Below are 18,547 nucleotides of genomic sequence, written 5' to 3'. Positions count from 1 at the left end.
ATTTCTACGCTTCCTGAATCTTCATAAATTATAAAAAGAAAAGTAGCATGGCAAAAGTGTGAGATGTTCCGGCAGAAACGGCAGTGGTCGCCTTTGTGAACGGATTTCTACTCCATCTGAATTTAATAAATCAAAGAAATCCGTGAACAACAGCGATCGAAGGAACATTTCACACGGCTGCCTCTATACTTTTCAATTCATCATTTAGCTTTTATAGATGTTCAGCAGCATAACCAATTAAAGAGATGGGGGAATAGCCATGTACAGCTTGCTGATTGCGGACGATGAAGCATTGGAGCGCGAAGGCCTGGAACTTATGATCCGGCACATGATGCCTGACACCTTCACGTTCCTGCAAGCCGAAAACGGCCGGCGGGCGATCCAGGTCGCCGAAGAGAAACGGCCGGACTTCATTTTTATGGATATTAAAATGCCGGGAATTCAGGGCCTGGAGGCCGTTCGTGAAATCATGTCCAGGTATCCGTCCACCAAAATCGTTATCATTACCGCCCATGATTATTTTGCTTATGCGAAGGAAGGCCTGGCGTTAGGCGTGCGCGGGTATTTGCTGAAGCCGGCGAGACGGGACGAAGTACAGGACATCCTGAAGATGCTGATTGCCGAATGTGAAGAAGAAAAGCGGGCGCGAAACGATCAACTGGTCCTGCAGGAAAAACTGTCGCAACTGATGCCTCTGGCCGAAAACGAGCTGTCGCTGATGCTGATGCTGGAGTGCGTTCAGGAGGTGGATCTGGAGCAGCTCGCCGGACTTCTGAATTTGCAATGGCAAAAAGGATATGCGATGGTGCTTTCTTTCTCCCGCCACTCGAAAAAGGAACTGGAGACATTTCAACTAGTCAAAAGAGAAATCTACGAGGCCGTCAAGCAGATGGCAAAACCCAATTTGTCCTGCTTGGTCAGCCCGGTGGTTGGCCATCAGATGGCGCTCTTTATTCCTTTTCCCCCCGGCAAGCCCGGCTACTCGCAGCGCGTCATTTCCCTCGAATGGGGTGAGAAGATTCGCAGCTTCATCGAGGAACGGTTCCAGGTTCCGCTTTCCGTCGGCATCGGATCGATCCGCGAGGGTTGGGACGGAATGAGCCGTTCCTACCGCGAGGCGGTGCGCGTCTGCGCGGATGACAACGATATCGTCAGCGTGCGGCATTACGACGATATCACGCAAAGCTCCGGCCAGAAGATCATTTCGCTTGACGACGAGAAGAAGCTGCTGGACGCCTTGCTCCGGCATGACAAGCAGGAAACAAGCGAGCGGTTCAGCCTGCTGTTCGAACGGCTGGAGCAAAGCGAACCACGCTATTTCCCACGCCTGCGCGGGGAAGTGGTCGGACTGCTTCTGTTCCTGAGCCGCGGAGCCCGGTCCGGAGACGGCGCGGAGCTGATCTCGACCCTTGGGGCGTTAGAGGATGCCGAGTCGCTTCGGAGCGAAGCAATGCTGTGGCTGAGCACCTTGATCGACGGTATGATGGAGGAGAAGGAGCAAAGCCGCTCGGGCGTGCTTCAGCGGGCGCTGCTGTATATCAGCCAGAAATACAAAGAAGATATTTCGATGGAGCAAAGCGCGGAATATGTGAACCTAAGCCCTTATTATTTCAGCAAGCTGTTCAAGCTGCAGACGGGCGAGACCTTCATCGATTACGTAACCAGGCTGAGGATCGACGAAGCGAAGAAGCTGATCTCGGAGCAGAATCTCAGTCTGAAAGAGATTTGCTACGAGGTCGGATACAACGACCCGAACTATTTCAGCCGAGTCTTCAAGAAAGCGACAGGCATTACCCCAAGCGAATACCGCCAGCAAATCGGCACCAAGTCCTTGTTAACTTAACAAGGACTTTTTTGTGCTTGAGGACTAAAAAATCCTGTGAAAGTAATTGACGCCGCTTTCATTTCAATTCAGGGCCAATCAAGTGAAGACGGAGAGCAAAGAAGTGCAGGCATTCACCGCACCGCTAGCCCCATTCCGATGCTAAGATCTTAAATGTAAGCGCAATCAATATTGAAACTGTGAAAAGGGGCGAAGGAAGAGTGAGAAAATATGGGTCTATTTTACGGTTAAGTTTGGCGTCCATTTTGTTGGCATCATCCCTGGCAGCATGCGGCGTCGTCTCTGACGGAAACAGCAAAAACTCGGCAAACGGCGGAAGCGGCGGTAATGCGAAGGACGACAAAATCGTCATCGGGATGTCGCTGGATACTTTGAAGGAGGAACGCTGGCAAAAAGACCGCGACCTGTTTACGGCAAAAGTCGAAGAACTGGGCGGTGAAGTGAAAGTGCTCGCGGCAAACGGCGACGATGCGGTGCAAATGAGCCAATCCGAACAGCTGATCTCCCAAGGTGTAGACGTGCTTGTTGTCGTAGCCCACAATGCTGAAGCAACCGCGCCGATCGTCGAAAAGGCGCACAAAGAAGGCATCAAGGTTATTGCTTATGACCGTCTGATCAACAATGCGGACGTGGACTACTACATCTCTTTTGACAACGTTCGGGTCGGCGAGCTTCAAGCACAAGCTGTTACCGCACAAGCGCCGAAAGGCAATATCGTATATATCGGCGGAGCAGACACCGACAACAACGCGCATATGTTCAAAGACGGCGCAATGAGCGTGCTCAAACCGCTTGAAGAAAAAGGCGATATCAAAATCGTATATGATCAGTTCTCCAAGGACTGGAAGCCTGAAGAAGCTCTGAAGAACATGGAAAACGCGCTGACCGCCAACAACAATGATATTCAGGGCGTAGTTGCCGCAAACGACGGCACCGCAGGCGGCGTTATCCAGGCGTTGACCGCACAAGGCATGGACGGCAAAATTCCGGTTTCCGGACAAGATGCCGACTTGGCGGGCGTGCAACGGATCGCTGAAGGCAAGCAACTGATGACGGTATATAAACCTATCAACCTGATCGCAACGACAGCCGCCGAAATGGCCGTATCCGCAGCCAAGGGCGAAGAAGTAAAAGCCGACAAAACCGTAAACAACGGCAAGATTGATGTTCCTTCCGTCCTGTTGGATCCGGTTCCTGTTGACAAAAACAGCCTCGATGTCGTAATCAAAGACGGATTCCACAAGTTGGAAGAAGTTTATAAAAACGTTCCGAAGGACCAATGGCCAAAGCAATAAACTAGTACAAATCGGCGCCGGGCGCGAGAATCTGTGAAATCATCCGAAACTTTGACGGTTTTTGATGAGTTGGCAGGTACGCGCCCTGCCGAATTACTGGGTCAGAAGGGGAGCTAAGCCTATGCATGTGTTAGAAATGGATAACATCACCAAAGAATTTCCCGGCGTCAAGGCTCTTGACCGCGTGAACTTCAAAGTAAAAAAAGGCGAAATTCATGCCCTTTGCGGCGAGAACGGAGCCGGTAAATCCACGCTCATGAAGGTGCTCAGCGGACTGTATCCGGCGGGAACCTACAGCGGCGATATTGTCATTGGCGGAGAAAAAAAGCAGTTTCAAAATATTACCGACGCGGAAAAGGCCGGAATTGCCATCATCCATCAGGAGCTGGCGCTCGTCAAAGAAATGACGGTCGGCGAAAATATTTTTCTGGGCTCAGAGCCTACCAAACACGGCGTCATCCAATGGGATGAACTGTACCACAACGCTTCAACCTGGCTGAAGAGAGTCGGACTGAACATTTCTCCCGATACCAAAATCGGCAGCCTGGGGATCGGGCAGCAGCAGCTGGTGGAAATCGCCAAAGCGCTGTCCAAGCATACGAAAATCCTGATTTTGGACGAACCGACAGCCGCTCTCACGGAAAGTGAAGTCGCTATCTTGATGGATATCCTAAACCAGCTTCGCCGCGAAGAAGTGTCCTGCGTTTATATTTCGCATAAGATGCCGGAAGTTTTTGCATTAGCCGATTCTATAACGGTTTTGCGGGACGGACATACGGTGAAAACCCTGGATCGCCAGGAAACCGACGACGATCAAGTCGTTTCTCTCATGGTTGGCCGGGAATTGACGGAGCGGTATCCAAGAGCGGAGCATACTCCGTCCGATACGGTACTGGAAGTACGGAACTACAATGTTTGGCATCCGGAAAAACGCAGTCAAAAAGTCATCAAAGACGTGAACTTTACGCTGCGCAAAGGTGAGATCCTCGGGATCGCCGGGCTCATGGGAGCGGGACGCACCGAGCTTGTCAGCAGCATATTCGGGGCGTATGAGGGACGTTCGGCCGGCGAGGTACTGATTGAAGGCAAGCCGGTGCGCATTCGTTCGGTTGCGGACGCCATCAAATCCGGGATTGCTTTGGTCAGCGAGGACCGTAAACGCCAAGGGCTCGTAATGGGAATGGACGTCAAGACCAACACCACGATGGCAACCATGGGCAAGGTCTCCAGAATGGGGGTCATCAACGTCAATGAGGAAATCAAATGGGGCCTTCAGTACGTGCAGGATTTAAAAACGAAAACCGCGTCGCTGGAAACGCTTGTCGGTACTCTTTCCGGGGGGAACCAGCAAAAGGTGGTTATCGGGAAATGGCTGATGTCCGATCCTAAAATTCTGATTATGGACGAACCGACCCGCGGCATCGACGTCGGGGCGAAATACGAAATCTATCATTTGATGAACCGGCTGGTGGAGCAAGGCGTAGCCATTATCATGATTTCTTCGGAACTACCTGAGGTGCTTGGAATGAGCGACCGGATTCTGGTCATGAGCGAAGGGGAATTCGTCCGCGAATTCGATTGGCGAGAAGCGACACAAGAAAATATTATGCAAGCCGCAACGGGAGGGAAATAAACATGATGCTTCAAAAGGATCTTCAAACTCAAAAGAACGTCCCAGCAGCAAAACCGTCGCTCTGGAGCAGCCTGTTCGGAAAAATGGACGTACGCGCTTATACCATGGTTGGGGCGCTCATTCTGATCTGGGCGTTGTTCGGCATCCTGGATCCAACGTTTTTGACTTCAAGAAACTTGTCTAACCTGTTTACGCAAATGTCCGTGACTTCCATTCTGGCGATCGGGATGGTGCTTGTTATCGTGGCGGGACATATCGACCTTTCGGTAGGTTCCATCGTCGGCTTAACTGGCGGGATCGCCGCGATTTTCAGCAACTGGCTGGAGCTGCCGGCTTTCGTCGTCATTCTTGCTACACTCGCTGCCGGCTTGGTGCTTGGTCTCCTTCAAGGCTGGCTTGTCGCCTATAAAATGATTCCGGCCTTTATCGTCACGCTGGGCGGCATGCTGGTGTTCCGCGGCGTTTTGATGGGCGTCACCAAATCAACGACGATCCCGGTATCGGATTCATTCATTGAAATGCTCGGCAACGCGTACTTTGCTTCAGGCTTTGGCATTGTTCTCGGTTTGATCGCCGTAGCGTTTATTGTCTGGTCTACCTTCAGTAAACGCCGCTCCCGGCAAAAATACGGCTTTGAAGTATCCCCGATCGGCGTGGATATTATCAAAGCAGCCGTATTGTCCTTGCTGGTCATCTCGTTCGTGCTGATCATGAACGCCTACAAAGGGATTCCTTTCCCGATCATTTTCGTTATCGTGCTCGCGATTATCTTCTTCTTCCTGTCCACCAAAACGACGTTCGGGCGTCATATCTACGCTTTGGGCGGCAACGCGGAAGCGGCTCGTTTGTCCGGTATCAACATAAGACGCAAAACGATGATGATCTTCGTATTAAGCGGTCTCTTGGCTTCCATCGCTTCGATCGTCCTGACTTCCCGTCTGGCCTCGGCGACAATCACGGCCGGAAACATGGCTGAAATGGACGCCATCGCAGCTTGCGTTATCGGCGGAACCTCGCTGATGGGCGGTGCGGGTACCGTAGTCGGAGCGCTGATCGGTGCTTTGGTTATGACTTCGCTCGATAACGGGATGTCCCTGATGGGGATGGAATCGTTCTGGCAATACGTGGTGAAAGGCTCGATTCTCGTCTTCGCCGTATGGCTCGACATTTCCAACCGCCGCAAGGGTGTAAAATAAATTTAATTTACTAGGTAAAAAGACGGCATTTGAGGGAACGGCTCCCCTCAAATGCCGTCTTCGTATTTCAGGCCATTTTCTTCGTCCGCGATCGCCTGAATCTCTTCGGATCCGATCCCTATGTAGAGATAACCGTCCTCCGCTTGTTTCTTGAGCGCCCGTTCCTTGAAATACTTTGGACTGGCCTCGCCGGCGTCTTCGTCGTACACCAGCAGAATGCCGTCCGTTTTACGCAGCAGCAGCTTGTCCCGGGCGGTAAACTGCCAGGGACCGGCATAACCTTCCTTGCTGACTGCGCCATAGTAATCGGTCTGCCTAAGGATATCGCGATAATATTCCTGTTTCTCTTCGCTCCATTTCTCTTCCTGACCGCTGTAGGCGGTAATGATGGAGCATTTCAACTGCGGATAACGCCGCTTAAGCGCAAACGTCGCCTCGCAGGCCCAGAGGTCGACGCCGTATTGCCCCGGCGTGATCACCCATTCCAAGCCTTCCTCGAGCAGCGGAACAAGCCGGCTTTCGATGGCCTGGCGGATGTAGGGAATGCCCGCATGTTTTTGATTGTAAATGCCCAGCTCATGAGCACGGTATCCGGTAACAAGCAAGTTTTTGATCAAACGAAGGAACTCCTTAAAAAATCGGGGTGAAAAGAAGCCTTCTCTATTATAAACATTTTCTGCGGAATGCGTCAGAGCTTGCGGGTTATTTTGTCCAGACCGCCATACCCGCGGCGGGTTAGCGGTCTGATGGCAGAGCAGGGGGTTGAGAGTATAAATAGTGGGAGGATCGCTGCTTCGAAGGTTTGTGATAGCGTGACAGCGGTTTCAAAACTAGTGTCCGTGAATAGCGTAAAGCGTGAAGACCGTATAAAATACGGCGTAAAACGTGCCAAGCGCAATGAAGCAGAGAAAAGCGGTGCCTTTGGTTTGGTTTCCGGGTTCCACGATTCGGATCAGCTCCTTTTTCATGCACGGTTTATGAAATTGTGAACATTTTGTGACTCGACTTAATTATTGAACATTTTGTGTCTAAATTCAATCGATTTTTTTAAAAAAAGGCAACTTTTTTTACTCTATACCGAAAATGGTGCATGGCAAGAACCTGCAGTGAACGTCACACTTTTAACGGATCGAAATGTCGTTATTTTGGCTAATCAAGCGTTTGAGAAATGTAACGGATCCCACAGCCCTTATTTGGCCTCAAAATACGCAATTGGGGCTGTTTTGGGACGAATAAGGAATCCTGGGTCCGTTAGAACATGAAACTCTGTCTTTGGAGGCAAATAAGAGCTTTGCAGTTCGTTAGCCGAAAAGGGAAGGTACTTTAACAACAAAAAAAGGCCGGGGCCGCCTGGCCCTAACCTTTTTGCGGAGTGAAGCCTTCCTCCGCGAGATATTCCCCGGCTTCCTCCCGGGTTTCAAAAGCCATTTCCAGACTGAGTCCGGAATAAATATACCAAAGATCGTCTTCGTATTTCAGCGTCAGCGTTTCGCCTCGGCCGTTGGTCCAGATGCCCCCGGGCGAGCCGCTTCGTGCGGGAGAACCTGCTCCGGACTCGTCCGCAGCTTGTCGATCCGATCCTGCGATCCTGTTCGCGGCGACTCCAAGCGGACTTGCTTGTCCCTCGCCGGACAACGAACGGATGGCCTTCTTTACGAGGTCCCGCAATTCCACCGCTTCATAATCGCGGATGTTTACGAACCCTCGATCATCGGTTTCGGCTCCTTCCACAAGTCCGGCGTAAATGAAGCCGTTGCCGTTAGGATGCAGATGGAATGCGACTGTTTTTTTCTCAAAGGCACTTTGTTCATAGTGAAAATTGACCCGGCCGAGCGAGACGTTTCTACGCTCCAGTTCGGGGAAGGATTCCAGGATTTCTAGTTTTTGCTCAAACGTCAGCATGTCGTGACCAGCCTTTCGAAAATGGGGTACGGATACCGAATGTGATTATATCATAACCGGAAGCAAATGTTGCAAAACGTATTTCAACGGCTATCCATATCCAGTATAATAGATCACGCATGTAAACGCTTTAGGACAACTTGCCGATGGGAGGAGTCAAAGATTATGCTGTTGAAAGACAACGACGTGGTGTTGTTTCAAGGGGACAGCGTGACCGATTGCGGACGCAATTACGAGGATGGAGCTTCGCTCGGAACGGGCTACCCGCTGCTGGTGGCATCCCGTTTGGGTCATCTGTATCCCGAGAAGAAACTGACCTTTTTGAATCGCGGAATCAGTGGGAATCGGGTCAAAGATTTAGAGGAACGCTGGGACCGGGATTGCCTGGAGCTTAAGCCGACCTGGGTTTCGGTGCTGATCGGCATCAATGATACGTGGCGCCGGTACGACTCCGGCGAACTCACGACAACCGAGCAATATGCGGCCACTTACCGCAGGCTGCTTGAACGTATCAAGGCGAAGCTGGACGCCAAATTGATCCTGCTCGAGCCGTTCGTGCTGCCGGTGCCCGAGGATCGGAAAACCTGGCGCGAGGATCTCGATCCGCGTATCACCGCGGTCCGCGAGCTGGCTCGCGAGTTCGGCGCGCTGCTGGTGCCGCTGGACGGCTTGTTCGCCGCCGCTTCGGCCAAGGCCGACCCGGGCGTTTGGACGCCAGATGGAGTCCATCCGTCGCCGGCAGGCCATGGGCTGATCGCCGACGCCTGGATCAAAGCGGTTGGCACAGCCGGCTGATCTCCATACCTGAACGGACAAAGTCCGGCAAGCCGATGTTTTTGAGCCAGGCTTGCCGGACTTTTATATTGGAATACTACTTATTTGGATAATTGGAGGATTCCCGGATCACCAGTTCCGAATCGACCATAAAACAGCGCTGATCGGAAAAGCGGTTTTCATTCATCTGGTCGATCAACTTTTCCGCCAGAATCGCACCCATGGCGTATTTGGGCTGATTGACGGTGCTTAAAGCGGGGAAGACGTATCGGCTGATCCGGTTATTATCGACGCCAACGACGGCCATTTGCTCGGGAATGCGGATGCCCGCTTCGGCGCAAGCCTTGTATGCGCCAAGGGCCATTTCGTCATTGGCGGCAAACACAGCCGAAAACTTTAAACCTCGGCTTAGCAGCCGTTTCATCGCTTCATATCCTTCTGCTTCGGCGAAGTTGCCGTTTTCGATCAATTCGGGGCGAAAAGGGATGCCGTGTTCAAGCAGCGTTTTTGAATAGCCTTCGAGTCTTTCGCTATTGTCGATCGCATGCGTATACCCGCTGAGAAACGCGATGTCCCGATGTCCGTTGCCGATCAAATGCTCCATGACCTGTTTGGAAAACTTGACGTTATCCGTATAAATGCACGGAATTCGCTCATGCTCGATATGCTTGCCGACGACGGCGAGCGAATACCCTCTGTCGGCAATTTGCTTGATCTCCTCGTCGCTCATAAGCGGAGCGATGATCATGAGTCCGTCGACTGTTCGGTTCATGAGCAGATTCAAGTATTCCAGCTCTTTTTCCCTTTGATTTTCGGCATCGCAAATAATAACTTGGTATTTTCTGGAATACGCCATGTTCTCGATCCCTTTGACGATCTCGGTAAAATACGAGTTATTAATATCCTGGACCATGACGCCGATGGTTTTTGTCTTCTGCGAGCGCAGGTTTTTGGCGGCGGCATTCGGATGGTAACCGAGCTCCTCGATGGCTCTCATGACTTTGAATTTCGTTTTTGGCTTAACCGCAGGATGATCGTTAAGTACTCTGGAAACAGTGGCCGGGGAAACTCCCGCTTTTTTGGCAACGTCTACGATTTTTACGTCCATGGGCATCAACCTTACCTTTTTTTTGTAGGAGAAACAATTCTTTACCTCAAATATAATTCAAAATGTAACCGTGTTCCATCTATTCTGATAGAGTATAATAAAATTGATAAAGTCATTTCTACTTTTAGGGAGGTTACTATGGGAGAATCGGCAGGAAAGAAGATCAAATGGGGCATTATGGGTCTCGGAGGCATCGCCGACGCGTTTGTTTCCGATTTGGCTCACGCCGTTAACGGTGAAGCTTACGCCGTGGGATCACGCACACAGGAAAAGGCAACCGCTTTCGCTGAACGCTTTAGCCTTCCGAAGGCCTACGGGAGCTATGAGGAATTGGTGGCGGACCCGGATGTAGACGCCGTATATGTAGCTACGCCGCATCCTTATCATAAAGATAACGTGCTGACCGCGCTGCGGGCGGGAAAAGCCGTGCTGTGCGAAAAACCTTTTACGATGAACGGCGCCGAATTGGAAGAAATGGTCGCTTACGCCCGGGAGCATAAGCTGTTCCTGATGGAAGCGATGTGGACCCGGTTCCTGCCTCCGATCATCAAAGTGAGAGAATGGCTGAAAGAGGGGCGAATCGGCGAGGTTCGTCTCGTAAAAGCCGATTTCGGTTTCCGCATCGGCTGGGATCCGGCCGGGCGCCTGCTCAATCCGGAACTGGGCGGAGGAGCGCTGCTGGATGCGGGTATTTACCCGATTTCCTTCGCATCGATGGTGCTTGGCGCTCATCCCGAGCGGATTCAGAGCACGGCCCATATCGGAGAGACCGGAGTGGACGAGCATTTCTCCGTATTGCTTACCTACGATAACGGTACAACGGCGTCCCTGAACGCGGCGGTAAGGCTGGCTATCGGCAATGACGCCAATATTCACGGGACGGAAGGGCACATCTACATTCCGGGGTTCCTGAGCGCCAAACGGGCCTCGCTGTTCATTGACGGGAAAGAGGTAGAGTCCTTCACCGACGACCGGACTTCCCGCGGATACGTATTTGAAGCGGAAGAAGTCGGACGGCTGCTTATCGAAGGCAAGACCGAAAGCGCCATCATGTCGCTGGATGAATCCTTAAGCATTATGAAATTGCTGGACCAAATCCGGGAGCCTTGGGGAATCCGGTATCCGTCCGAGCAATAAAATCAAGCTTGATTATTCAAATTCCGCCGCGCAGCTCGCTCATGCGAGCCCGGCGGGATTTTTTTGTACCGGCAAGGTCCTGTATACTAAGTAGATAGAAAACCGGATGGAGGCGCGAGTCTTGCAGAATTTGTTCCAAGCGTTTGACGGCGGCCATGAAATTACCGTTTATGATACTCCCGAGCTGTATGGCGAAAAAGGACGGTTCCGGGTCATGCAGTTTTCCGACGATGCGGTGCAAGGAGCCATGGATCTGGATCGCCCGGAGCGGATCATGTTCGAATATCCAAGGGCGATCATTCATTTGATGGAGTTTAACAACCCGTCCTTTGACGGCGCTTTTGTTATCGGGCATGGGATCGGTACGATTGCCGGTCATTTTTCCGACAAGCGAGTTAAGGTGGCGGAGCCGAGCGTCAGCGTGGTGAAGGCCAGCCGGGAGTTTTTTGGCTATAGCTTGGATAATGTCATGCTTGGCGACGGAAGAAGCCTTCTCGAACATGAATCGGATCGCTCGCTGGATTATATTGTCTTGGATGCATTTAACGAGAAGGGAACGCCCAAGCATCTGGTGACGCGGCAATTTTTCGCCATGGCGAAGCAAAAGCTGGATTCAGGAGGCCTCATCCTGATCAACTTGATGGGCAGGGGAGAGCGGGACCCGATTGCCGGAGCGATTCATACTACGCTTGGCGAGGCGTTTGATTATGTCATAGCGTTTGCTTTATCTACCGGCGCTTCAGGGGAGACGGCGGACCTGCGGAATATGATTCTGGCCGGAAGCAGCGCCCCGATCCGATTTCAGGCTCGGCATCTGGCGGGATTTATGGAGATTAGGCCCGTGCCGGGACATCTGCTCACGGATTAATTTCGGCTGGTTTTTTGAGCATTGCCACGGCGGTATATAATAGATAGAGATGGAGAAAAAGAAGAGGTGAACCTGCTGCATGATAGATGAACATGATTTGCTGCTGGAACAGAACAATATCAAACACGCGATCATCGGCGAGCCGATGCGCCGCTTGCGCGAGATTTTGCATAGCCTTACGAAAGCGAAGCTGTCCGCGCTTGGTTCCACGCTCCGGCTGCCGGGGTATTCCAAGCTGAATAAGGATGAGCTTATTGAAGCGCTGCATCGGCTGATGACGGACGCCGAGACGTTGAAGCCGTTTCTGCTGAATTCCAGACCCAAGGAGTGGGAGCTGTTCGAAACGCTGCTGGATGGTTCTTTTATCCGGAATAATGCGACGCCTTACGGATATTATTATTATTTTCTGGATAGCGGGCTGCTGTTTACGTTTTTTGCAGCCAACCGCCTTGACCTGATCATTCCGGATGAAGTCAAAGATGCGATTTTGAGGCTGAATACGGTTGAATTTGCGCGGGAGCTCGAGCGCAGCCACCGGGTGTTCGACTACATTATGGCGGCGTCGAACCTTTACGGGGTCATATGGCCGGATAAGCTGGCCGGGATCTACAACGGTCAAAATGAGGATTCGCTGACGGAAGCGGAGCTGGCGGATTATCTGCTGCGGCTGCTGGAGCGGGAGCAGTATTTCGAAATCCGCGACGGTTGGATTGCTTCGCTGGACATGGAAGACAAAGAATTTGCGAGAATTTCGCGCGGTATTCAAGACAAGCCATACTATGTGCCGGACAAGTCCGAATTCCTGAAATATGCGGACAGCGATTATTTTGAGGCGACGCCTCAGCTTGCTGCGCTGAAGGATTTTATCGTCAAAGAGCTGTACCCGGATCCGGAAATCGCGGAATATCTGGTTGACGACATTCAGCTCGGCTGCTCGATGGAAGCTTCGCTGGAGGATCTGATCTATGAGTTCGAGAGAAGGGATATTTCCTTTCGGAATCCGAAGCAGGCGCAAACCGCTATGTCCCTGATGATGGATGTGTATAATCATACCCGCATGTGGTCGAATGCCGGTCATACGCCGGCGGAGCTGAGCGAAATCGGCGGCGCGGATGCCGGACTGAGACCGGTTGCCCCGGCCTCGCCCGGACAAACCGTAGCCGCCGTGAAAAAGGTCGGACGCAACGACCCTTGCCCTTGCGGCAGCGGCCTCAAATACAAGAAATGCTGCGGGAAACAAAGCTAACGGAACCTTTCATGCAACAGCGTTTGCGGATGGTGGCCTCTGAAGAGGGCGTCCGCAAACGCTGTTTTTATTTTTCCAATTTGTCAAAATGGTTCTAAATTCACTTCTCGTCTAATAAATATAATGAAGGGGCGCTTGTTCCCCGCCCCCTTCGGAGCAACTGCCGTTTTTTTCGTCTTCATTTTTGTAAGCGTTTAATGAGGAGGGACCGTTTGCTTGATTCTGCGCTATGATTGCCGCAGAAGAATATCGTCTTTTCATAGGAGAGATCAGCTTGCCGTTTTATGCTCGTTATCGCGGTCGTTGCGGTCGTTTTCCAGCGTATGAATTTCCTCGGCAAGGGCTTGAAGCGTTGCTTCCATTTTGTCCAGCTTGCTGTTGACGGTTTGCAGCACGTACTTGACCAGGATGTAACAAAGCGTGACCGGGAACCCCACATTCGTGACCAACGAGACAATATCCGTGACTTGCATGCTTATTACCTCCTTCGTTCGATTGGGCCCTTCACTATGTAAAGAAAAATAGCAAGAGAAAAACAACCAATAATTTGAAAAAATGTTATAATAATATTTACCTTAATAATAATGGTTGTATTTATCCCCTTGGAAATTCCCTATATATAGAAGATGAAAATGAAAGGGGGAGGTAGTTTTGGAAGAACAGCAAACCGCATACGAGCAATATCGGAAGGAAGTTTATCGGATCGCTTGGAGGATTCAGTATAAAGCCAGGACTGTCAGAAGACGGGAATGTTCATTCAATGGAGTCGAACCGGCCGTAACCTGCTTCACCTCATCTTCTGATAATAAAATGTTGGTGAGACAGCTGATCAATGCGCTTCCCTCAGGCACCGGCAAATCGATTATCTACAAAATATACCTGCAGGACAAAACGGAAGGGGAAGTCGCCCGGGAACTGAATATGAGTCAGCAAGGGGTGAACAAATGGAAACGAAAGATGATCAAAGAGATGTCCCGGATGATGAAGAGTTCCTAAATTTGCTCCGTATGGCAAGACAAAATGACGAGGCGTCGATTTTGAGGCTAATTGATTTGTTCAAAGGCGATATTGTGCACCTTAGCAGGTTTATCCATATGTCGGAAGAAGATGCCGTTTCCGATATCATTCTCGAATTTCTGGAGATGATCAAGGAGCGGAGCGATTAGTAAAATCCCCTGAGAATCAGGGGATTTTTTGTCTGCTTTGTGAAAAGTTCAAAAGCCGGTTGTAATTCGCGCGATTCTTTTACCCTTATATGTGGAGGAGCAACAAAGCGTTAAGGGGATAAAGGATCGGTTTGATGAATAAGCCGACTTGTCGCTTCCGTTACGTATTCGGGGGCGGCCAGCTTGCTTTGGACCTTGCTTTTCCAGGCGGATGATTCAGCCAGGGAAGCCCAGTCCTCGCCGTACCATTGCTCCATTTCCGCTCGCGTGATTTTATAGGAGACGTTGTCCCAGCTAAAAATAACCGCCTGAAGATTATCGATAAACGTAAACGCGGCGGTGGAACTGTAGATAAGCAATAAGTCCGTTTCACGGTCATCGATTGGGGCGCCGGTCTCGGGCTGCTCGCCCATGTTGAGCTGCGCCGTGAACGTATCGGGATCAAGCTGGAAGCCATGCGTAAGCCTCATGGGCAGCGAAGAGAACAATCCGAGGACTCTAGGGGCATCGCCCATATATTTGGTTTGTAATTTGGCGGTGCGCCGGATGTCATGGGTTAACGGGCTCAGCTGTTCCCGGTCGTATTTCGCCTCGGCGGCATGGATGCGGGGGAACTCGAAGCCCTCCACGTAACCCGTCAAGATCAAACCGGCAAGAATCAGACCCAGAATCAGGCGGTTGCGCGTTTTCATTCCTGTTCCCTCCAATATTCGACTTCATATTTGCGGATGAGCCGAACGGAGGCCTGAAACAGCAGGGGGATCAGGAGGGTCAGAAATGGTTTGAAGTAAGCGATGCCCACGACGGCATACTGGTACGGCCCTTCCAGGTGAATCGGGCGCAGGTACCACACGTTGCTGGCAAAATGACGGGCTGTCACCACCAGCACAGAGATCAGCATGAACAGTCCCCATATCAGCCAGACGATCCTGGCCTGTTGAACAGCGGACCGAAGGTTGCGCCGGGAGGTTTCGTTGGGGCCGTTTCGTTTAAAAATGATATATGCCGCAAGAAAGAGCCCCCCCGCACCCACGACCGGAAGCAGCATAAAAAAGCTGATGACGGTTGGCGTGACCAGACGAAGCGGAATCGTCAAAATCCAGAAAACAAGCGTGTATATCAGGGCCACTTGGGAGAATTCCAGCCGGTAGCGGCTTACGTAAATCTCGCGGTGATCCTCAATGAGATGATCTACGCTGGTGATGCTGGCCGCCGCCGTCCTTACCGCTTCGCCATATTCCAGCCCTTCCGCCGTGAGATCGGCGACTTTTGCCTCGAGATTGCTCAGAATTTCCTCTTTCAGCTCGCGAATTTGCGGGCCCATCTTATAACCGGAAAACAATCGGTCTACATGCTTTTGCAGCGGATTCATCATGATCCCTCCTGATTTTCGATCAGCATATCGATCAGCACCCGGGCCGTTTTCCAGGCCTCCAGGCTTTGCCGGTACGATTCTTTCCCCGCCGGGGTGACCATGTAATATTTGCGCCTGCCGCCCTGGCTCTCTTCACCCCAGTAGGATTCGATCTGCCCTTGGGTCTCCAGCCGCTTCAGGCTGGTATATAAAGAGGGCTCTTTGAGCTCGTACTGCCCTTTGCTGATGGTGGCGATGGATTTCATGATCTCATAGCCGTAGTTATCCCCCTCGAGCAGGACCCGAAGGATGATCGTATCGATATTGCCGCGGATCAAATCCCGGCTGATGCTGCTTTCGTTCATCGGCTCACCTCGGCTAGGTTCAAGTAAATGGTGATTAGTGGCAATTACAATGTACTGCGTATTACTATGTATGTCAATGTAATTTGATCGAAGTTTTGTTGAGAAAGGACAAGCATGGAGTTGGAATATATTTTAAATAAAAGAAATAAAAACCAATAATATAGCAGGAAATTATTATATAAATGTCGAAATAACCGAAAAATAAAATTTTACGTCAAAAATAACATGGAGCGAATTTAAGCAAATGAGAAAGAACATCCTGATAACTTCCCTCTCCGCCTTGCTCATAATTCTGATTATCCTGCTAGGAATCAGCCAAATTAGAGCTAATCAAAAGCCGACAGAATATCAGTTTGACATCGAAACTGCCGATTTCAGCATAAAGGACGTTCATCTCGTCCAATTTAACAATTATCTTTATTTGGCTCCCAACTATTATCTGGAGCTGAAAGGGTCCTACCAAAAGTTCGACGGAATTTTGATTTCGGGTACCATTGGCGGGAAAAGGGTTTTGGATACGGCGATTGGAGGAGATCCGTTCCACCGGCGGGAGACGCATATGACGGAGTATATGGGGGAAGGGGCCATGTTCGACCATATGAAAATTGCAAATAATGCCCTTTTGAACGTGCACATTACTTATACCGTCGATCAAGTCAAAAAGGACCATTATGAAAATATCAAGCTTCGGGAAAAGAAAAAGTAGATCGAGCCCTAAAAAAGAGGAGGACCGCATCACCTTGCGGACCTCCTCTTTTACATTGGCCTTCGCTAAAACGCAGCCTCATCTCTAACCGCTGCCGAGCTTTGCGCTTACCCTTCGGTTTCCAAGCGGGGCTTCGCTTTGCCCTTAATGGCGAAGGCGACAAAGATCGCCAGAATCGCAAACGAGAAGGCGACGATATAGCCGTGGTTGATCGCCGTTCCGAGCATCAACAGTGACAAGGCTTTTCGGGAATAGAAGAAGGAGTTGTTTACGATACAGTCGAAAAATACAGGAGTGAGGTTAAGCGAGATTTCGGAAGCTTCAAAAATCGGCGAAAAAGGGGTAAACGCATGAGCGACTTTTCGGAGCTTTGGTCTATAATAGCGATTTGGCTGCCGGCAAGTGCGCTTACGGTATTCATTATATACCGTGGGTCTATGGAAGCACTTCATCCAAGCGGCAAAAGACGCAGAGCGGATGCTCGCCGGGCCGCTCGGACCCTGGATAACGACCTCCCTGACGAAGTGATCCTGACCCGAAAACTGAGCGACTTAAACGATGCCGAATACGAGCGGCTGCTGGCGATATCTTTTAAAGATCAGAAATATGAGGTCGGGCGCGGCGGGAGGGAAGGTGTGGATTTAATCATTCTGGACCGTAAATGGTACCGTAAGGTTGCCCTGAAGCGGCTTCATAAATGGAGAAAATGCCGCTCCCGAAAATAAAGGCCAAGCGAGGAGTTTACCTCTCGTAGAATCCTCTTGTATTTCCACATTTCCCCTGTTATAATCGCGTTGAAAAGGTTTTCAGAATTGAAGGAAGTTGACGCTGATGAAATCCAAACCAACCATTCGAGACGTTGCCCAAAAAGCGGGGGTGTCCATTAGCACCGTGTCCCGCGTCATGAATGCCCCAAGCACGGTGGTGGAAAGCAAGCGGCTTCGCGTTTTGGAAGCGGTTCAAGAGCTGCAGTACCTGCCGAACGCTTTTGCCCGGGGGTTAATTTACCGGAAATCCTTTACGCTGGGGCTGCTCATTCCGGATATCGAGAACCTGTATTTTGCCGGAATTATCCGGGGGATGCAGGACGCCTGCATCAAGCTGGGCTACAGCTTGATGATCTGCAACACGGACCGCAACAAGGAGCGGCTGCTTTCTTATATCGATACCTTTCATGAGAAACAGGTGGACGGGATCGTGTTTGCCAGCGATAAAATGTTCCCTGAGTATTACGAGAAGCTCATGGGCTGCCGGATTCCGTTCGTGCTCCTGTCCTCGCATTCGGATGAATACGATATTCCCTGCGTGGAAGTGGATGACGAGGCGGCTGCCTATGATGCGGCCAAATATCTCATCGAGCTGGGTCATCGCCAAATCGGAATGATCGGCTTTAATCACGAGAACTCGATTTCGGGCCCGCCGCGTTATAACGGCTTTGTCCGGGCAATGACGGAATTCGGGCTGGAGCATAACATCGACAACGTAAAGTATGCCAACCACCGGTTCGAGCATGCCTATCAGGCGGCCCACGAACTGTTTGCCGAGCACCCGGATCTGACGGCGGTATTTTGCGTGGCCGACGAGTTTGCGATGGGGACGATCTCGTATTTGAAGGATCGGAACATTCTGGTTCCGGGGCAGGTGTCCGTCGTAGGCTTCGACAATCTGCGGATGGCCAGCATGTTTATTCCCAAGCTGACGACCATCGCGCAGCCGATTTACGATTTAGGGTACCGCGCCGCCGAGAAGCTGCATGAGCTGCTGACAACCGGGAGCGTCAAAATCCCCCGTGAAATGATGCAGCATAAACTAATCGTTCGCGAGTCCTCCAGAGAAAGATAAACAAAGGTCTTTCTCTGAGTTTGAATCGCGAGTCGCATTTTTTTGAAAAGCTTTTCAAATTTCCGACACGCAAGGCCATCCGGAATCATAAGAATATAGCAAATTGTAAACG

The 18,547-nt window shown here is 51.0% G+C and carries 21 protein-coding genes; 13 read left to right on the top strand and 8 right to left on the bottom strand.

Going from position 1 to position 18,547, the window contains the following annotated elements; genetic code table 11:
- Nucleotides 1–259: 259 nt before the first annotated feature.
- From ACI48K_RS01675 to ACI48K_RS01660, 4 genes are all read left to right on the top strand, one after another.
- Nucleotides 260–1,843, top strand: a complete 1,584-nt coding sequence (locus ACI48K_RS01675) for a helix-turn-helix domain-containing protein (protein ID WP_475025826.1) — start codon at nt 260–262, stop codon at nt 1,841–1,843.
- Nucleotides 1,844–2,043: 200 nt separating this feature from the next.
- Nucleotides 2,044–3,138, top strand: coding sequence for a D-xylose ABC transporter substrate-binding protein (xylF, locus tag ACI48K_RS01670; RefSeq protein ID WP_475025825.1), 1,095 nt, complete (start codon nt 2,044–2,046; stop codon nt 3,136–3,138).
- A gap of 121 nt (nt 3,139–3,259) precedes the next feature.
- Nucleotides 3,260–4,771, top strand: coding sequence for a xylose ABC transporter ATP-binding protein (locus ACI48K_RS01665; protein ID WP_475025824.1), 1,512 nt, complete (start codon nt 3,260–3,262; stop codon nt 4,769–4,771).
- Between the two features lie 2 nt (nt 4,772–4,773).
- Entirely contained in the window at nt 4,774–5,967 is a 1,194-nt protein-coding gene (locus ACI48K_RS01660) for a sugar ABC transporter permease (RefSeq protein WP_475025823.1), read from the top strand.
- A gap of 47 nt (nt 5,968–6,014) precedes the next feature.
- Here the strand turns inward: ACI48K_RS01660 and ACI48K_RS01655 are convergent, their stop codons facing one another.
- Together ACI48K_RS01655 and ACI48K_RS01650 are read right to left on the bottom strand one after the other, a co-directional pair.
- Entirely contained in the window at nt 6,015–6,581 is a 567-nt protein-coding gene (locus ACI48K_RS01655; RefSeq protein ID WP_475026044.1) for an SLOG family protein, read from the bottom strand.
- A gap of 742 nt (nt 6,582–7,323) precedes the next feature.
- The gene (locus ACI48K_RS01650) at nt 7,324–7,869 is read right to left on the bottom strand and encodes a hypothetical protein (RefSeq protein WP_475025822.1); all 546 of its coding nucleotides are present in this window, start codon (nt 7,867–7,869) and stop codon (nt 7,324–7,326) included.
- A gap of 165 nt (nt 7,870–8,034) precedes the next feature.
- Between ACI48K_RS01650 and ACI48K_RS01645 the strand changes: the two genes are divergently transcribed.
- A complete protein-coding gene (locus tag ACI48K_RS01645) occupies nt 8,035–8,664 on the top strand; it encodes an SGNH/GDSL hydrolase family protein (RefSeq protein WP_475025821.1) in 630 nt (209 codons plus the stop codon).
- Between the two features lie 76 nt (nt 8,665–8,740).
- On the opposite strand, the gene ACI48K_RS01640 is transcribed toward ACI48K_RS01645, so the two are convergent.
- Complete coding sequence (locus tag ACI48K_RS01640) at nt 8,741–9,751, bottom strand: LacI family DNA-binding transcriptional regulator (RefSeq protein WP_475025820.1); 1,011 nt, start codon at nt 9,749–9,751, stop codon at nt 8,741–8,743.
- Between the two features lie 138 nt (nt 9,752–9,889).
- Here ACI48K_RS01640 and ACI48K_RS01635 point away from each other — a divergent pair, with 138 nt between their 5' ends.
- The 3 genes from ACI48K_RS01635 to ACI48K_RS01625 all read left to right on the top strand — a co-directional run bounded on the left by ACI48K_RS01635 (nt 9,890) and on the right by ACI48K_RS01625 (nt 13,002).
- Nucleotides 9,890–10,888 carry a Gfo/Idh/MocA family protein gene (locus tag ACI48K_RS01635; RefSeq protein ID WP_475025818.1) on the top strand — a complete coding sequence of 333 codons (999 nt, stop codon included), beginning with the start codon at nt 9,890–9,892 and terminating at the stop codon, nt 10,886–10,888.
- 121 nt (nt 10,889–11,009) lie between these two features.
- On the top strand, nt 11,010–11,756 hold the full coding sequence (locus tag ACI48K_RS01630) for a spermidine synthase (protein ID WP_475025817.1): 747 nt from the start codon (nt 11,010–11,012) through the stop codon (nt 11,754–11,756).
- Nucleotides 11,757–11,835: 79 nt separating this feature from the next.
- Nucleotides 11,836–13,002, top strand: a complete 1,167-nt coding sequence (locus ACI48K_RS01625; RefSeq protein WP_475025816.1) for a YecA family protein — start codon at nt 11,836–11,838, stop codon at nt 13,000–13,002.
- 269 nt (nt 13,003–13,271) lie between these two features.
- Here ACI48K_RS01625 and ACI48K_RS01620 read toward each other — a convergent pair whose 3' ends face one another.
- Complete coding sequence (locus ACI48K_RS01620; protein ID WP_475025815.1) at nt 13,272–13,475, bottom strand: hypothetical protein; 204 nt, start codon at nt 13,473–13,475, stop codon at nt 13,272–13,274.
- Nucleotides 13,476–13,653: 178 nt separating this feature from the next.
- Here ACI48K_RS01620 and ACI48K_RS01615 point away from each other — a divergent pair, with 178 nt between their 5' ends.
- Together ACI48K_RS01615 and ACI48K_RS01610 are read left to right on the top strand one after the other, a co-directional pair.
- Entirely contained in the window at nt 13,654–13,998 is a 345-nt protein-coding gene (locus ACI48K_RS01615) for a sigma-70 family RNA polymerase sigma factor (RefSeq protein ID WP_475025814.1), read from the top strand.
- Nucleotides 13,947–14,168: a hypothetical protein gene (locus ACI48K_RS01610; protein WP_475025813.1), complete on the top strand. Its 222-nt coding sequence runs from the start codon at nt 13,947–13,949 to the stop codon at nt 14,166–14,168. Before ACI48K_RS01615 ends, ACI48K_RS01610 begins: the two co-directional genes overlap by 52 nt.
- Before the next feature lie 110 nt (nt 14,169–14,278).
- Here the strand turns inward: ACI48K_RS01610 and ACI48K_RS01605 are convergent, their stop codons facing one another.
- From ACI48K_RS01605 to ACI48K_RS01595, 3 genes are read right to left on the bottom strand one after another with little or no spacing between them, the layout of a single operon-like run.
- On the bottom strand, nt 14,279–14,860 hold the full coding sequence (locus ACI48K_RS01605) for a DUF4825 domain-containing protein (RefSeq protein ID WP_475025812.1): 582 nt from the start codon (nt 14,858–14,860) through the stop codon (nt 14,279–14,281).
- Nucleotides 14,857–15,543 carry a permease prefix domain 1-containing protein gene (locus ACI48K_RS01600; protein ID WP_475025811.1) on the bottom strand — a complete coding sequence of 229 codons (687 nt, stop codon included), beginning with the start codon at nt 15,541–15,543 and terminating at the stop codon, nt 14,857–14,859. The genes ACI48K_RS01605 and ACI48K_RS01600 overlap by 4 nt, the downstream gene beginning before the upstream one ends.
- Nucleotides 15,540–15,887, bottom strand: coding sequence for a PadR family transcriptional regulator (locus ACI48K_RS01595; protein ID WP_475025810.1), 348 nt, complete (start codon nt 15,885–15,887; stop codon nt 15,540–15,542). The genes ACI48K_RS01600 and ACI48K_RS01595 overlap by 4 nt, the downstream gene beginning before the upstream one ends.
- A gap of 244 nt (nt 15,888–16,131) precedes the next feature.
- On the opposite strand from ACI48K_RS01595, the gene ACI48K_RS01590 reads away from it, so the two are divergent.
- Complete coding sequence (locus ACI48K_RS01590) at nt 16,132–16,593, top strand: hypothetical protein (RefSeq protein WP_475025808.1); 462 nt, start codon at nt 16,132–16,134, stop codon at nt 16,591–16,593.
- A gap of 107 nt (nt 16,594–16,700) precedes the next feature.
- Here the strand turns inward: ACI48K_RS01590 and ACI48K_RS01585 are convergent, their stop codons facing one another.
- Nucleotides 16,701–16,823 carry a hypothetical protein gene (locus tag ACI48K_RS01585; protein ID WP_475025807.1) on the bottom strand — a complete coding sequence of 41 codons (123 nt, stop codon included), beginning with the start codon at nt 16,821–16,823 and terminating at the stop codon, nt 16,701–16,703.
- 120 nt (nt 16,824–16,943) lie between these two features.
- Here ACI48K_RS01585 and ACI48K_RS01580 point away from each other — a divergent pair, with 120 nt between their 5' ends.
- Together ACI48K_RS01580 and ACI48K_RS01575 are read left to right on the top strand one after the other, a co-directional pair.
- Complete coding sequence (locus tag ACI48K_RS01580) at nt 16,944–17,318, top strand: hypothetical protein (protein WP_475025806.1); 375 nt, start codon at nt 16,944–16,946, stop codon at nt 17,316–17,318.
- A 106-nt stretch (nt 17,319–17,424) separates the two neighbouring features.
- Nucleotides 17,425–18,435, top strand: a complete 1,011-nt coding sequence (locus ACI48K_RS01575; RefSeq protein WP_475025805.1) for a LacI family DNA-binding transcriptional regulator — start codon at nt 17,425–17,427, stop codon at nt 18,433–18,435.
- Nucleotides 18,436–18,547 lie beyond the last annotated feature (112 nt).

Source organism: Paenibacillus terrisolis (assembly GCF_056171975.1).
The sequence above is the reverse complement of the archived record's forward strand: the minus strand, read 5'-3'. Positions and strand labels throughout refer to the sequence as shown.